Source organism: Sphingomonas glacialis (genome assembly GCF_006439055.1).
Taxonomy (GTDB): Bacteria; Pseudomonadota; Alphaproteobacteria; order Sphingomonadales; family Sphingomonadaceae; genus Sphingomonas; species Sphingomonas glacialis_A.
In genome coordinates, this window is the sequence record NZ_RCZC01000002.1 from 1,648,075 (window position 1) to 1,662,572 (window position 14,498).

The window sequence follows — 14,498 nt, forward strand, 5'->3', positions numbered from 1 at the left end:
CTCAGATGTTGACCGAAACCTTTCGCGCGCTGCGCCCGACCGTCGTCCTGCTCGTGCTGGTCACGATCGTGACCGGCCTGCTCTACCCCGCCGTGATCACCGGCATCGCGCAGGTCGCGCTGCCGGTGAAGGCCAATGGCAGCGTCCTGAGCGACGTACACGGGCAGCCGATCGGCTCCGCGCTGATCGCGCAGAATTTCACGGGCCCGACCACCTTCCATCCGCGTCCCTCTGCCGCCGGCAAGGATGGCTACGATGCAAGTTCGTCGGCCGCGACCAACCTAGCGCCGGGTTCGAAGGACCTGCGCGATGCCATCGCCAAGCGCGTTTCGAGCGCGCGGGCGGAAGGGATGACCGGGGATCTACCCGCCGACCTGGTCACCACTAGCGCCTCGGGGCTCGATCCCGATCTGAGCCCCGAGGCGGCTTTTTTGCAGGCTCCGCGCGTCGCAAAGGCGCGTGGGCTGGATGTCGCCAAGGTTAAGTCCCTCATCACCGCGCAGATCGAGGCGCCGTTGCTCGGCATTATCGGCGAGCCCCATGTCAATGTCCTGCTGCTCAATCGACAGCTCGCTACGCTTTCCGCTACCACGCCGGGGAAATGATCCTGGCGCGCTCCTCCTCCAACCGTCACCCCGGGCTCGTCCCGGGGTCCACCGTGCCGCGCATGCTGCAACTGCTGCGCGCGCGGCACAGTGGACCCCGGAACAAGTCCGGGGTGACGGAGGGGCGCGTGCGATGAACGACACCCGCCCCTCCCCCGACGCGCTGTTGAAAGCCGCCCGGCGCGAGGGGCGCGGTCGCCTCAAGATCTTCCTCGGCGCGGCCCCAGGCGTCGGCAAGACCTTCGAGATGCTGCGCGAGGGCGCCGAACTACTCCGCAGCGGCACCGATGTCGTCGCCGGCGTGATCGAGACGCACGGCCGCGCCGACACCGACCGGCTCACCGCCCCGTTCGAGATCCTGCCGCGCGCGAAGATCGAGCATGGCGCGCATACGCTCGAAGAGTTCGACCTCGACGCGATGCTCGCGCGGCACCCCAAGGTCGCGCTGATCGACGAGTTTGCGCACACCAATGCGCCGGGCAGCCGCCACCCGAAACGCTGGCAGGATATCGAGGAGCTGCGCGAGGCCGGCATCGACGTGCTCAGCACGCTCAACATCCAGCATGTCGAGAGCCTCAACGACGTCGTCGCCGGGTTCACCCGCGTTCGCGTGCGCGAGACGGTGCCCGATGCGGTGCTCGACGATGCCGAGATCGAAGTCGTCGACGTCCCCCCCGACGAGCTGATCGCGCGGCTGAAGGAGGGCAAGGTCTATATCCCGGCCGAGGCGACGCGTGCGCTCGGCCATTTCTTTTCCAAATCGAACCTGTCGGCGTTGCGCGAACTGGCGCTGCGCCGCGCCGCGCAGACCGTCGACCGGCATCTGCTCGATCACGTGGCTAGCCTCGGCGAGAGCGGCACCTGGGCGGGTGGCGAGCGGCTCGTCGTCGCGGTCGGCGACCAGCCGGGGAGCGACGTGCTGATCCGCTCGGCCAAGCGGCTCGCCGATGCACTGCATGCGAGCTGGACCGCGGTCGTGGTGGAAACGCCGCGCTCCGCCACGCTCTCCGCACCGGCCCGCGCGCGGATGGCCGCGGCGCTCGACCTCGCGACCGGGCTCGGCGCGACGATCGCGACGGTACCCGCGGGCAGCGTACTCGAGGGGCTGTGCGCGCACATCCGCGAGGCGCGCGCGACCGCGGTCGTGATCGGCAAGTCGCGGCGGTCGTGGTGGTTCGAGCTGCGCCACGGATCGGTGGTCGATCGGCTGGTGCGCGCGCTCGATGGCGTCGCGATCCACGTCGTCCCCGTTGCTGAGGCCAGCGAGACGCGGCGCGAAACGCCGACGACGCGTCCGATCCTGGCGCGTGGCAGCGCTATCGGGCTCGCCTTCGTTGCCGCCAGCACCGCTCTGTCGCAATTGCTGCTGCCGGTGGTCGGGGCGGATGCGATCGACCTGCTCTATCTGCTGCCGGTGATCGCGACCGCGACGCTGTACGGCCTGCGCTCGTCGCTGATCGCGAGCGTCGGCGCGGCGCTCGCCTACAATTTCTTCTTCCTGCCGCCGCTCTACACGCTGACGATCACCGATCCGCACAATGTCGTGACGCTGACGGTGTTCGTGATCGTCGCGGTCGTGGCGAGCCAGCTGGCGGGACAGGTGCGGCGCGAAGCCAATGTCGGCGCGCGCACCGCGACCGAGAATGCCGCGCTTGCCGCGTTCGGCCAGCGCCTTGCCGGGGTCTCCGACGAGAATGGCACCGCGACGGCAACGTGCGAGGAGATTGCCGCACTGCTTGGCGTTTCGACGATCCTCCTTGCCAATCGCGACGGCCGCCATGTCGCGATCGCCGCGGCGCCATCGATGGTCGAGCTGAGCCCGATCGACACCGCCGCCGCCGAATGGGCGTTCGACCGTGGCGAAGTCACCGGGCGCGACAGCGGCACGCTCACCGCGAGCGAGTGGCAGTTCCACCCGCTGAAGACCGCGCTTGGCGTGCTCGGCGTGCTGGGGGTCGCACGCGAAGGCGGCGACCCGATCCCCGCCGACAAGCGCGTGCTGTTCGCGACGCTCGTCGGCCAGGCCGCGCTGGCGCATGAACGGCTGCAGCTCGAGGCGCAGGCGCGGGAGGTGAATGCGCTCAAGCAACGCGACGATCTGCGCGCGACCTTGCTCTCGTCGATCGGGCACGATCTCAAGACGCCGCTGACCGCGGTCGTTGCCGCCGCCGACGAACTCGCGGTCGCGCACGGGGCCTCCCCCGCCACCGCGACGCTCAAGAGCGAGGCGCGGCGGTTGCGGCGGGTGTTCGACGATCTGGTCGAGATGACGCGGATCGAAGCGGGGGCGCTCGTCGTCAAGCGCGAGGCGACCGACCTGACCGACGCCGTCGCCGCCGCCGCGCGTGATCTGCGCGCCGAGCTGGCACGGCACCGGCTGGTGCTCGACGTGCCACCGACGCTGCCGTTGGTCGAGGCCGACCCGCGGATGCTGCATCACGTGCTGATCAACCTGCTCGGCAATGCCGCCAAGTTCGCCCCGCCCGATACCGATATCGTGATCGAGGGGCGGCGAACGCCCGACGGGCTGACGCTAGGCGTGCTCGATCAGGGACCGGGCCTGCCGATCGGCGGCGAGGCGCATCTGTTCGACCGCTTTACGCGGGTTGATGGCGATGACCGCAGCGGCGGGACGGGGCTTGGTCTGGCGATCGTTCAGGGGTTCGCGCATGCGATGGGGCTCAGCGTGAGCGCGGCCAATCGCGAGCAGGGGGGCTCGGCGTTCGTCGTGGCGTGGCCGAATGCGCTGATCCGGCGTACGGGTAGCGAATGACCCACCTTCGTCACCCCGGCCTTGCGCCGGGGCCCACCCCTCCGCACGCGCCCCCTTTGAGCTGCCGGCCGCACCGCTCGCAGCACGGTGGGCCCCGGCACAAGGCCGGGGTGACGGCAGGGGGCAGCCGATGACTGCGCAAATCCTGATCGTCGACGATGAGTCCGCGATCCGCCGCCTCGTGCGCGGCGCGGTCGAGCGCGCCGGGATGACCGCCGACGAAGCCGCCACCGCCGCCGATGCGCTTACGCTCGCGCATCGGCCGGGGTGCGAGCTGGTGCTGCTTGATCTCGGTCTGCCCGATCGCGACGGGATCGAGCTCGTCCCGCTGCTGAAAGCGATGGATCGCGCGGTAATCGTCCTCACCGCGCGCGATGCGACCGCGGAGAAGGTCGCAGCGCTCGATCTCGGCGCCGACGATTATGTCGTGAAGCCGTTCGATACCGAGGAATTGTTGGCAAGGATGCGGGTCGTGCTGCGGCGGCACAATGCCACACCAGCGGGGCAGGACCGATTGAAGGTCGGGCCGGTCGAGATCGACCTGTCGGCGCATCAGGTGTGGCGCGATGGCGCGGTGGTGAAGCTGACGCGCAAGGAATTCGCCTTGCTCGCCGAGCTGGCGCGGCATGCCGGCAAGCTGCTGACGCACGCGCATCTGCTGCGCGTGGTGTGGGGCGACGGGCATCTCGACGATGTCGAATATCTGCGCGTCGCGGTGCGCGCGTTGCGCTTGAAGCTCGAGCTCGATCCGGGCGCGCCGGCGCTGCTGCTCAACGAGCCCGGGATCGGCTATCGACTGGTCGCGTAGCTATTCGGCGGGCGCGACGATCGCGGTGCGCTGTTGCCGCCCCCAGCTTTCGCGGCCCGTCAGGAAGGCGTGCCAGCCCCACACCGCACCGGCATGGCGCAGCAGCTGGAAGCTGAACGGCTCGAGGATCGCCGCGATCAGCGCGGGGAACAGCGCCAGCCCCTCGCGTTGCCCGGTCCAGCGCTTGTACATGCTGAGCGACCAGAGGTGGAAGGTCAGGTCGATCGCGATCTTGGCGAGCATCACGAGCAGGATCGGGAAAGCGAGCGTGAAGCGCCCGCTGACCACCAGCCCGACGAGGATCGCGAATGCCGCGAGCCCGTAGATCGGCTGCACGGTATCGAGCGCCTTGACCGGCAGCATCGCGGTGCCGAGCCAGCCGAAGCGCCGCGCGCCGACCATGTCGCGGTTCCAGTGCTGCGTCTGGAGGAAGCCGCCGAACCAGCGCCGCCGCTGGCGCAGGAACGCCATCGGGCTGGCCGGCGCATCGGTCCGCGCCAGCGCGCCGCCGACGACGCGGATCGTCCAGTCGCGATCATGATCGGCGGCGTGGCGGTAGAGCCGATGGATCAGCTCATAATCCTCGACCATGCAATCGGGATCGAACCCGCCGACCGCGACCACCGCCTCGCGCCGGAACGCGGCGAACGCGCCCGAGATCAGCAGCAAACTGTCGAGCCGCTCCCAGGCATGGCGCGACAGGAAGTTGCGGACATATTCGTAGGTCTGGAACCACTCGAAGAAGCGCCCCTGCAAGTCGCGCCCGCAGATCGGCGCAAGCACCCCGGTCGCCGCGACCAGCGTCGGCTCGGCGGCGAAGGCGGCGCGCATCGCGGCGATCGCACCGGGTTCGAGGAGGGTGTCGGCATCGACCGTCAGCACGATCTCGGTCTCGACCTGCAGCATCGCGGCATTGAGCGCACGCGCCTTGCCGGCGTGGCGCAGCCGCAGCCAGCGCAGCGACGGCAGGACCGATGAGGGCGGCGTCATCGTCCCGAGCGGGGGCACGGCGAGCCCGTAGCGCCGCGCGAGCACTTCGGCGGTGGCGTCGCTCGATCCGTCATCGGCGATCAGGATGAGGTCGGGCGGCATGTCCTGCCCGGCGAGCCGATCGATCGCGGCGGCGATCACCCCCGCCTCATTGTGCGCCGCGACCAGCACGCCGAAGCTCGGCAGCATCGCCGGTGCCGGGTGCGGCGCCTGGCGCAGGTCGCGGATGTTCCACGCGGTGAACGCGAGCAAAGCCGTGTCGTAGAGGATATAGGCGATGCCGATCGACCAGACCGCGAGGCTCTGCCGCGTGAACGCCTGGACGAACAGCGCGAGGAACAGGATCGGCCCGATCGCGCCTATCAACCGACTCGCGATCGGCACGCGCCGCGGGGTCAGGCGCGGCGATTCCGCAACGAGCGTTTCGGCAAGCGAGGTCATTGCGGAGGCGTTACCGATACTGGATGAACGGGCGATGACGCGCCTAGCGCAGCCAGCGCCGCGCCGCTAGGCTCGATCCAAACTGTCGCCGGAGCGGGTCCATGTTGCAGCGTTATACTACCGTCGCCATCGTGCTTCACTGGATCATCGCCGCGCTGATCGTCGCCAATGTCCTGCTCGCCTGGACCTGGCCGAACCTCGCCGATGCGCAGGTGCGCCCGGCGATCGATCTGCACAAGTCGATCGGCATCACGATCCTCGGGCTCGCGCTGCTGCGTATCCTGTGGCGCCTGGGCCACCGCCCGCCGCCGCTACCGCAGGGCTATGCGCGCTGGGAAGTCGGCGCATCGCACATCGTGCATTGGGGGCTGTACCTGATCCTGTTCGCGATGCCGCTGACAGGGTGGATCATGGATTCGGCCTACAAGGATGCGGCGAGCCATCCGATGTTCCTCTACGGCCTGTTCGAGTGGCCGCGGCTCGGCTTCATCATGGCGCTCGACCCGGCGACCAAGAAGGCGGTGCATGACGGGTTTGGCGAGGCGCACGAGATCATCGCTTACGCCGTCTATGCGCTGGTCGCGCTGCATCTGGCGGGGGCGATCAAGCACCAGTGGCTCGATCGGTCGCAAGAACTGCAGCGGATGTGGTTCGGGCGGCGGTAGGGGGGCGGGAGTCCCACCCCAACCGTCACCCCGGACCTGTTCCGGGGCCTACCGCGACGCGAGACCTGCCGCCGCATGTGCGTGGCACGGTGGACCCCGGCACAAGGCCGGGGTGACGTGAGGCGCCGCACCGCTACCGCTTGGTGAAGACCGCCTTGGGCAGCATCACGTGGACGCCCTTGTTGCGATCGACGAGTTCGGTCACCTCGACATCGCCCGCCACGCTGACGAGCATGTATGCGTCGTCGCGCGTCATACCCTTCGTCGCCACGAGGAAGTCGATCATGTTGCGCAGCGCTTTCCGCGTCGCATTGCTGAGATCGTCGTCGAAGCCCATCGCGATATAGTGCGTCGGTGTTTCCGCACGTGGGTACGGCGCCGCGACGCCCTTGTGCAGGATGAACTGCAGCGTCCCCGTCAGCGAGGTTTCGAGCGCGGTGATATCGACTTCGCCATTGCCCTGCGCGGCATGGCCGTCGCCGACCTGGAACAGCGCGCCGCTGGCATGCACCGGCAGGAACAGCGTCGTTCCCGCGACGAGCGCCTTGTCGTCCATATTGCCGCCATTGATCGTCGGCGGCGCGGAGTCATAGCGACCGAAGGAAGGCGGCGGTGCCACCCCCATGCTGCCGAAGAACGGCCGCAGCGGCACATCCACGCCCGGCGCGAAGCGGCCGAGCATCGCCTTGCGGTCGAGCGGGACGATCTTCATCCGCGCATAGGGGAAATCGTCGGTCAGGAACCCCGCGCCATAGCGGAACGCGTTGTAGGCATAAGGGATCGCGAGATCGATCTTGAGGATGCGGATCTCGAGCGTGTCGCCGGGTTCCGCACCGGTGATCGCGATCGGGCCGGTGAGCACATGACCGCCCGGGCCGCGCTCGGTCGCGGGCACGCCGGCATAGACCGCGCGCAGCGCCGGCTCGACATCGGCGGGCGCGACGCCGGCTTTCTCGAGACCCGCCGGGCTGTTGGTCAGCAGTGTGTGGACGACGACGGTATCGCCCGACTCGATCGTCAGGACGGGCTTCGAGGTTGCATCGTAATGGCCCCAGGCGACTGTCTGCGGCGTGGCGGCGAGGTCATGCGTCTTGGCCACCAGCGGGCTGGCGACGGCCAGCCCGATCCATCCCATCCAGTATCGCATGCGTCCCCCTTTTCACCCGTTCGGGCAAAGGTGGCGCACGCCGCGTTCAGCGTCCAGCGAGGATCGCGTCGATCGCCTCGGCGACGCCGTCTTCGTCGTTGCTCGCCACGACATGCGTCGCCTTGGCGCGGACCGCTTCTGGCCCCTGCCCCATCGCGTACGAGACCGCCGCGCGCGCGAACATCGGCAAGTCGTTGGCCTGGTCGCCGAGCACGGCGATCTCGTCGAGCGGGACGCCGAGCGTTTTCGACAGCGCCGCGACGCCGTCGCCCTTGTTGCCGGCGAGCGCGGTGACGTCGAGATAATAGACTTGCGACTGCGCGATCGTCGCGCGGTCGCCATAGCCCTTGGCCTGTTCGGCGAGCGCCTTGAGCAGATCGGCGTCGTCGCTGACGAAGGTCAGTTTGTCGACGCGGTCGAACAGATCCGAGAAGTCCTGCGTCACAATCGGGGCCTGGTTCGAAGCGAGCTTTTCGCTGCCGACATGCCCGCCCTGATCGGTGCTGGCATACCATTTGTCGTCGGCGAAGACCCAGGTGTCGACCGCGGCGCCTTTGACGACCGCGAACACGCCCTCGACCACCGCGCGGGGGACGTAATGCTGGCTCGTAACGGTGCCGTCGCGGGTGAACACCGTGCCGCCGTTGAACGCGCCCATCGGCGCGTCGATGCCGAGTGCCTCGGCGATCGGCATCATCCCCGAGCGTGGCCGCGCGCTGACGATCGTGAACTGCACGCCCGCTTCGCGCAGCCGCGCGACCGCCGCCTTGACGCCAGGCGTGACCTGCTTCTTCTTGTCGACCAGCGTGCCGTCGACATCGGAGACGACGAGGTTGACGCTCATTGCGGCATCTCGACATGCCCGCCGAAGCCGAAGCGCATCGCCGACAGCAGCTTGTCGCCGAAAGTATGATCGACGCGGCTGCGATAACGCGCGAACAGCGCGGCGGTGAGCACGTTGGCGGGGACCTTCTCCTCCATCGCGGCGTCGATCGTCCACTGGCCTTCGCCCGAATCGGCGACGCTGCCGGTGAACTGTTCGAGGTTCTGGTCCTTGGCGAGGCCGATCGCGGTGAGATCGAGCAGCCACGACGAGATAACGCTGCCGCGGCGCCACACTTCGGCGATGTCGGTCAGATTGAGATCGAAGCGCTCGTCCTCGGGCAGCTTGTCCGACGCTTTGCCCTTGAGGATGTCGAAGCCCTCGGCATAGGCCTGCATCAGGCCGTATTCGATGCCGTTGTGGACCATCTTGACGAAATGCCCGGCGCCCGCGGGGCCTGCGTGAATATAGCCCTGCTCGGCGCGCGGATCCTCATTCTCCTCGATCCGGCCCGGCGTGCGCGGAATCGTGCCGATGCCCGGTGCGAGGGCGGCGAGGATCGGGTCGATCGTGTCGACCGCTTCCTTCGACCCGCCGACCATCATGCAATAGCCGCGCTCGAGCCCCCAGACGCCGCCCGACGTGCCGACATCGACATAGTGCGTGCCCTGCTCGGTCAGCGCCTTGGCGCGGCGGATGTCGTCCTTGTAGAAGCTGTTGCCGCCATCGATGATGATGTCGCCCTTGGTGTCGAAGCCGCCGATCGTCGCGATCGTCTGCTCGGTCGGGTCGCCGGCGGGGAGCATCACCCAGTAGATACCGGGCTTGTCGAGTTTGTCGCGCATGTCCTCGAGCGAGGTGGCGCCGACCGCGCCATCGGCGACGAGCCCCTCGACTGCGGGGGCGTTGCGGTCGAACACGACCGTCTCGTGCCCAGCGCGCATCAGCCGCCGCGCGATATTGCCGCCCATGCGGCCAAGGCCGATGATCCCGATCTTCATGGCTAAACTCCGCCGACTGTTTGAAAAGGTGAGAGGATTTCTAGGAGCGCGAGACCCGCCGTTCGCGCCGACCATGTCGATGCGCGAACAGCGGGTGTGCGATCACACGCTCAGGCGTGCGCGGGGTGCTTCGCCGCGATCGCGCCGAGCAGATCGTCGAACGCCTTGGAGAAGGATGCGACGCCCTCCTCGACCAGCGTGTCGGTGACGCCGTCGAGGTCGAGCCCGAGCCGCTCGGCATCCGAGATGACCTGGCGCGCGCCTGCCACGTCCTGGTTCAAGGTCGCCGCCGCAGTGCCGCGCTCGCGATACGCGTCGAGCGTCTTGGGCGGCACGGTGTTGACCGTATCCTTGCCGATCAGCGTGTCGAGATACAGCGTGTCGGGATAGTCGGGGTTCTTGGTGCCGGTCGACGCCCAGAGCAGCCGCTGAACCTGCGCGCCCTTGGCAGCGAGCGCCTGCCAGCGCGCCGACGCGATAAACTCTTCATACCAGGCATAGGCCAGCTTGGCGTTGGCGATCGCGACCTTGCCCTTGAGCGGCTTGGCGGCATCGCCACCGACGCCGGCGTCGATCTTGTCGTCGATCTTCGAATCGATCCGGCTGACGAAGAAGCTCGCGACGCTGGCGATGCGGTCGATCGGCTCGCCGCGCGCGGCGCGCTTCTCGAGGCCTTCGACATAGGCTTCGGCGACCGCCTGATACGCGCTTTGCGAGAAGAGCAAAGTGACGTTGACGTTGATCCCGGCATCGATCGTCGCGGCGATCGCGGGGACGCCGGCGGGGGTGCCGGGGATCTTGATCATCAGGTTCGGGCGGTTGACCGCCTTCCACAGCTTCTGCGCCTCGGCGATCGTGCCGTCGGTGTCGTTGGCGAGATAGGGGGAAACTTCGAGGCTGACATAGCCGTCCTTCGAACCGAGCCGGTCGTAGACCGGGCGCAGCGTGTCGGCGGCGGCCTGGATGTCGAGGATCGCGAGATGCTCGTAGCGGTCCATCGTCGGCGCTTCGGGATTGGTCTTGTCGTAGGCGGCGAGCTCGGCGTCGTACGCGTCGCCGTGGCCCATCGCCTTTTCGAAGATCGACGGGTTCGACGTGACGCCGGTCAGCGAATCCTCATCGACCATCTTCTGCAGTCCGCCCTCGGCGAGGAACTTGCGGTCGACGAAGTCGAGCCAGACGGCCTGACCCAATGCTGCGAGATCGTTCAAACGGCCCATCTGTGCTTCTCCGTAAATCTGTATCGTGCGCCCTTGTAGCCCTGCATTTGGGCACGGCGGTTACGCGAACAACCCCAATGGGGCGATTAGTGTTGGGTCCCCTCCCCGTCATCCCCGCGAAGGCGGGGATCCCGCTGCCTGGCCCGCGCTCGGAAAAAGAAGCGGGACCCTCGCTTTCGCGAGGGCGACAGGGAGGTCGGCCCAGGCTTCCTTACTTCGCCGCGTTGACCATTTCGGTCGCGAGCTTGACGGCATTGTCGACGGTGAAACCGAACTTGTCCTGCAGCTTGGCGATCGGGGCCGAGGCACCGAAGGTCGACATGGTGATCGTCTTGCCGTGCGTGCCGACATAGCGGTCCCAGCCGATCTCGCTGCCCATCTCGATTGCGAGCCGCGCGGTGACCGCCTTTGGCAGGACCGATTCCTTATAGGCTTCGTCCTGACTCTCGTAGCGATGCCAGCTTGGCATCGAGACGACGCGCGATGCGATGCCCTGCGCGACGAGCTTGTCATGCGCCTCCAGCGCGAGCGACACTTCCGAGCCGGTCGCGATCAGGATGACCTGCGGGTTCTCGCTATCCGCGAGGACATAGCCGCCCTTCATCAGCCCCTCGGCGCTCGCATATTTCGAACGGTCGATCGTCGGCAGAGCCTGGCGCGACAGGATCAGCGCGGTCGGGTGGTTGGCGGACTGCATCGCCGCCTTCCACGCCCAGGCGGTTTCATTGGCATCGGCCGGGCGGATCGTGTCGAGGCCTGGGATCGCGCGCAGCGAGATGACCTGCTCGATCGGCTGATGCGTCGGGCCGTCTTCGCCGACGCCGATCGAGTCGTGCGTGAAGACATAGGTCGCGCCCAATTCCATCAGCGAACCGAGCCGGATCGGCGGGCGCATGTAATCGGAGAAGACCAGGAAGGTCGCCGAATAGGACCGCAGATAGGACAGTGCCATACCGTTGACGACCGCGCCCATGCCATGTTCGCGCACGCCGAAATGCAGGTTGCGCGCGGCATAGTCGTCGGCCTGGAACGAACCGCCGCCGTCGATCAGCGTCTTGGTCGAGGGCGCGAGATCGGCCGAGCCGCCGACCAGCCACGGCACCTTGGCGGCGATCGCGTTCATCACCTTGCCGCCGGCATCGCGCGACGCCATGCCCTTGGGATCGGCATCGAACACGGGCACGTCGGCATCCCAGCCCTCGGGGAGCTGGCTGGTGAGCAGCGCGTCGAGTTCCTTCGACAGTTCGGGATACGCATCGGCATAGCGCGCGCGCATCTCGTCCCATGCTTCGCGAAGCGGCGTGCCGCGATCGGCGACCGCCTTGTGGAAGCCTTCCTTGGCCCCGTCGGGCACCAGGAACTTCGCTTCGGGATCCCAGCCATAGGCTTTCTTGGTGTTGGCGATGTCGTCGAGCGTCATCGCTTCGCCGTGCGCCTTCGCGGTGCCCTGGATCGAGCTGCCATAGCCGATGATGCTGTGGACGACGATGAAGGTCGGCTTGTCGTCGCAGGCCTTGAAGCTGTCGAGCGCCGCCGCCATCGCCGCGCAATCATTCGCGTCGTTGACGTGGAGGACGTGCCAGCCATAGGCCTCGAAGCGCTTGCCGACATCCTCGTCGAACGCGAGATCAGTGCCGCCCTCGATCGAGACATGGTTCGAATCGTAGACCCAGCACAGGTTCGACAGCTTGAGGTGACCGGCGAGGCTGGCGGCTTCGCTCGCGACGCCCTCCATCAAGTCGCCGTCGCCCGAGAAGACGTAGACGTCATGATCGAACAGCTTGAAGCCGTCGCGATTGTAGCGCGCGGCGAGCCAGCGCTCGGCGATCGCCATGCCGACCGAATTGCCGCAGCCGGCACCAAGCGGACCGGTCGTCGTCTCGACGCCGGTGGTGTGGCGATATTCGGGATGGCCCGGCGTCTTCGAGCCGAGCTGGCGGAAGGCCTTGATGTCGTCGAGGCTGACCGCGGGTGCGCCGGACTTCTTGCCATCGCGATCGATCTCCTCGACGCCGGCGAGGTGCAGCAGCGCATAGAGCAGCATCGAGGCATGGCCAACCGACAGCACGAAGCGGTCGCGATTGGGCCAGTCCGGGGTCGACGGGTCGGTGCGCAGGAACTTGGTCCACAGCGTGTGGCCGACCGGCGCGAGCGCCATTGGCGTGCCGATATGGCCCGATTTAACGGTCGACACCGCATCCATCGCCAGCGTGCGGATCGTGTCGATCTGGAGCCGTTCTGGGCTGCCATCCTCGTGGAGCGCAGTTGCGGGGTTCGATGGGGTCTGGGTATCGGCCATGCAGTGGGTCGCCTTTTGCTGTGGTCGGTGAACGCTCGCGCGTCGGTCGGGTTGCCCGAGGTTGAAGATAACGGTCGCGCTTTAAGCGCTCGCGTCGCCGCGTTCCAGCCGCGTAACGACTCCATCGGTCGCGATATAGGCGGCATCGACCTCGGTGAGGAACAATCCTTGGCCAAGCGCGCCGGGAATCGCGTCGATAGCAGCGGCGAGCGTGGCGTGGTCGATGTCGGCGGGGAAGCGGCAATCAAGGATCGGGTTGCCCTGATCGCTGACGAATCCGGCACGCGGGATCGGCGCGCCGCCGAGCTCGGCGAGTCGCGCGGCCACGAACGCCTGCGCAAAAGGCAGGATCTCGACCGGGATCTTCGCCGCGCCGATCGCGGCGACGCGCTTCGAGCCATCGGCGATCACGATCATCCGCTCGCTCGCCGCGGCGACGACCTTCTCGCGCAGCATCGCCCCACCGGCGCCCTTGATGGCGTTGAGCGCGGCGTCGATCTCGTCGGCGCCATCGATCGTGAGGTCGATCCGCGCGGGCATCTCGATGAGCGGGATGCCGGCCTCGCGGGCGCTCGCTTCGGTGGCGAGGCTGGTGGCGACGGTCTGGATCTGCAGGCCAGCGCGGACCTGTTCGCCGAGCGCCGCGATCGCGAAGGCAGCGGTCGAGCCGGTGCCGAGACCGACGATCATGCCGGGGCGGACCTCGGCGACGGCAGCCAGCGCGGCGAGGCGTTTGTCGGACTCGTTCATGACGGCAGTCCTTAGCCCTTTCGTCGCAAGCTTGTCGAAGGCGCTTCTCGCTTTTCGACGTTCGCTGGAAGCGAAACGCCACCGATTGAGCCTCCCCTCCCTGGAAGGGAGGGGTTGGGGGTGGGTCGGCCCGTTGTCGCGGTTGGCACCCACCCTAGGCCGACCCACCCCCAGCCCCTCCCTTCCAGGGAGGGGAGAAGAAGCCGTGCCGCACTTTCCCCTAGCCCCCGCCCCCACGCCACGGCAAAGCACGCGGCTATGATCGAACGAATCCTCGGCATTCTCGCCACCTTCACCATCGGCGTCATTTCGAGCGGCGGCTATCTCGGCATCGCGCTGCTGATGGCGATCGAGTCGGCGTGCATTCCGCTGCCGTCCGAGATCATCATGCCGTTCGCCGGCTATCTCGTCTCGACCGGGCGCTTTGACCTGTTCCTCGCCGCCACCGCCGGCGCAATCGGGTGCAATCTCGGGTCGATTGTCGCCTATGAGATCGGCAAGCGCGGCGGGCGGCCGCTCGCCGAGCGCTGGGGCCGCTATGTGCTGGTGGGTCCCGGCGAGCTCGACGCCGCCGATCGCTTCTTCGCGCGCTTCGGCAATATGGCGGTGCTGATTGGGCGGCTGCTGCCAGTGATCCGCTCGTTCATCGCCTTCCCGGCGGGCGTCGCGCGGATGCCGCTGGTGCCGTTCCACATCTACACCTTTCTCGGATCGTGGCCGTGGTGCTTCGGGCTTGCCTGGGTCGGCATGAAGCTCGGCGATCAGTGGAACAAGAGCCCCGCGATGAAGGCGGCGTTCCACAGCGCGGATGCGGTGATCGCGGTCGTGCTGGTCGGCGCGGTCGTTTTCTACATCTGGCACCGCGTGCGTGGCTTGAAGCGGCACTGATTCGACACGACATCTTTGTGGACCGTCAAAGCGTAACTTGACGCGTGCATGAGGCGAATGCCGTCATGTCTGTTTTCAGAGGTGTCCC

General features: G+C 67.6%; 12 protein-coding genes. 5 read left to right on the forward strand and 7 right to left on the reverse strand.

The genetic code is table 11. The features are described from left to right. The first annotated feature begins 5 nt into the window (after positions 1-5). The 3 genes from kdpC (at position 6) to EAH76_RS11650 (ending at position 4,186) form a co-directional block, all read left to right on the forward strand. Positions 6-605, forward strand: a complete 600-nt coding sequence (gene kdpC, locus EAH76_RS11640; protein WP_140850327.1) for a potassium-transporting ATPase subunit KdpC — start codon at positions 6-8, stop codon at positions 603-605. Between the two features lie 133 nt (positions 606-738). Beyond that, positions 739-3,378, forward strand: coding sequence for a sensor histidine kinase (locus EAH76_RS11645; protein WP_140850328.1), 2,640 nt, complete (start codon positions 739-741; stop codon positions 3,376-3,378). 130 nt (positions 3,379-3,508) lie between these two features. Continuing rightward, complete coding sequence (locus EAH76_RS11650; protein WP_140850329.1) at positions 3,509-4,186, forward strand: response regulator; 678 nt, start codon at positions 3,509-3,511, stop codon at positions 4,184-4,186. On the opposite strand, the gene EAH76_RS11655 is transcribed toward EAH76_RS11650, so the two are convergent. Continuing rightward, on the reverse strand, positions 4,187-5,617 hold the full coding sequence (locus tag EAH76_RS11655; RefSeq protein WP_140850330.1) for a glycosyltransferase family 2 protein: 1,431 nt from the start codon (positions 5,615-5,617) through the stop codon (positions 4,187-4,189). Between the two features lie 101 nt (positions 5,618-5,718). On the opposite strand from EAH76_RS11655, the gene EAH76_RS11660 reads away from it, so the two are divergent. Next, positions 5,719-6,282, forward strand: coding sequence for a cytochrome b (locus EAH76_RS11660; protein ID WP_140850331.1), 564 nt, complete (start codon positions 5,719-5,721; stop codon positions 6,280-6,282). Between the two features lie 133 nt (positions 6,283-6,415). Here EAH76_RS11660 and EAH76_RS11665 read toward each other — a convergent pair whose 3' ends face one another. The 6 genes from EAH76_RS11665 to rpiA form a co-directional block, all read right to left on the reverse strand. Then, positions 6,416-7,429 carry an acetamidase/formamidase family protein gene (locus tag EAH76_RS11665; protein ID WP_140850332.1) on the reverse strand — a complete coding sequence of 338 codons (1,014 nt, stop codon included), beginning with the start codon at positions 7,427-7,429 and terminating at the stop codon, positions 6,416-6,418. A gap of 46 nt (positions 7,430-7,475) precedes the next feature. Then, positions 7,476-8,273, reverse strand: a complete 798-nt coding sequence (locus tag EAH76_RS11670; protein ID WP_140850333.1) for a Cof-type HAD-IIB family hydrolase — start codon at positions 8,271-8,273, stop codon at positions 7,476-7,478. Continuing rightward, on the reverse strand, positions 8,270-9,253 hold the full coding sequence (gnd, locus tag EAH76_RS11675; protein WP_140850334.1) for a phosphogluconate dehydrogenase (NAD(+)-dependent, decarboxylating): 984 nt from the start codon (positions 9,251-9,253) through the stop codon (positions 8,270-8,272). The genes EAH76_RS11670 and gnd overlap by 4 nt, the downstream gene beginning before the upstream one ends. A gap of 110 nt (positions 9,254-9,363) precedes the next feature. Further along, positions 9,364-10,473 carry a transaldolase gene (gene tal / locus EAH76_RS11680; protein WP_140850335.1) on the reverse strand — a complete coding sequence of 370 codons (1,110 nt, stop codon included), beginning with the start codon at positions 10,471-10,473 and terminating at the stop codon, positions 9,364-9,366. A 211-nt stretch (positions 10,474-10,684) separates the two neighbouring features. After that, complete coding sequence (gene tkt, locus EAH76_RS11685) at positions 10,685-12,772, reverse strand: transketolase (RefSeq protein ID WP_140850336.1); 2,088 nt, start codon at positions 12,770-12,772, stop codon at positions 10,685-10,687. Between the two features lie 81 nt (positions 12,773-12,853). Beyond that, a complete protein-coding gene (gene rpiA, locus EAH76_RS11690) occupies positions 12,854-13,522 on the reverse strand; it encodes a ribose-5-phosphate isomerase RpiA (RefSeq protein ID WP_140850337.1) in 669 nt (222 codons plus the stop codon). 258 nt (positions 13,523-13,780) lie between these two features. On the opposite strand from rpiA, the gene EAH76_RS11695 reads away from it, so the two are divergent. Beyond that, positions 13,781-14,410, forward strand: coding sequence for a DedA family protein (locus EAH76_RS11695; RefSeq protein WP_140850338.1), 630 nt, complete (start codon positions 13,781-13,783; stop codon positions 14,408-14,410). The last annotated feature ends 88 nt before the right edge of the window (positions 14,411-14,498 follow it).

Bases quoted from the DNA above. Each gene is read 5' to 3' on its own strand.
- kdpC (WP_140850327.1), top strand. From the start codon at position 6: ATGTTGACCGAAACCTTTCGCGCGCTGCGCCCGACCGTCGTCCTGCTC.
- EAH76_RS11645 (WP_140850328.1), top strand. From the start codon at position 739: ATGAACGACACCCGCCCCTCCCCCGACGCGCTGTTGAAAGCCGCCCGG.
- EAH76_RS11650 (WP_140850329.1), top strand. From the start codon at position 3,509: ATGACTGCGCAAATCCTGATCGTCGACGATGAGTCCGCGATCCGCCGC.
- EAH76_RS11655 (WP_140850330.1), bottom strand. From the start codon at position 5,617: ATGACCTCGCTTGCCGAAACGCTCGTTGCGGAATCGCCGCGCCTGACC.
- EAH76_RS11660 (WP_140850331.1), top strand. From the start codon at position 5,719: ATGTTGCAGCGTTATACTACCGTCGCCATCGTGCTTCACTGGATCATC.
- EAH76_RS11665 (WP_140850332.1), bottom strand. From the start codon at position 7,429: ATGCGATACTGGATGGGATGGATCGGGCTGGCCGTCGCCAGCCCGCTG.
- EAH76_RS11670 (WP_140850333.1), bottom strand. From the start codon at position 8,273: ATGAGCGTCAACCTCGTCGTCTCCGATGTCGACGGCACGCTGGTCGAC.
- gnd (WP_140850334.1), bottom strand. From the start codon at position 9,253: ATGAAGATCGGGATCATCGGCCTTGGCCGCATGGGCGGCAATATCGCG.
- tal (WP_140850335.1), bottom strand. From the start codon at position 10,473: ATGGGCCGTTTGAACGATCTCGCAGCATTGGGTCAGGCCGTCTGGCTC.
- tkt (WP_140850336.1), bottom strand. From the start codon at position 12,772: ATGGCCGATACCCAGACCCCATCGAACCCCGCAACTGCGCTCCACGAG.
- rpiA (WP_140850337.1), bottom strand. From the start codon at position 13,522: ATGAACGAGTCCGACAAACGCCTCGCCGCGCTGGCTGCCGTCGCCGAG.
- EAH76_RS11695 (WP_140850338.1), top strand. From the start codon at position 13,781: ATGATCGAACGAATCCTCGGCATTCTCGCCACCTTCACCATCGGCGTC.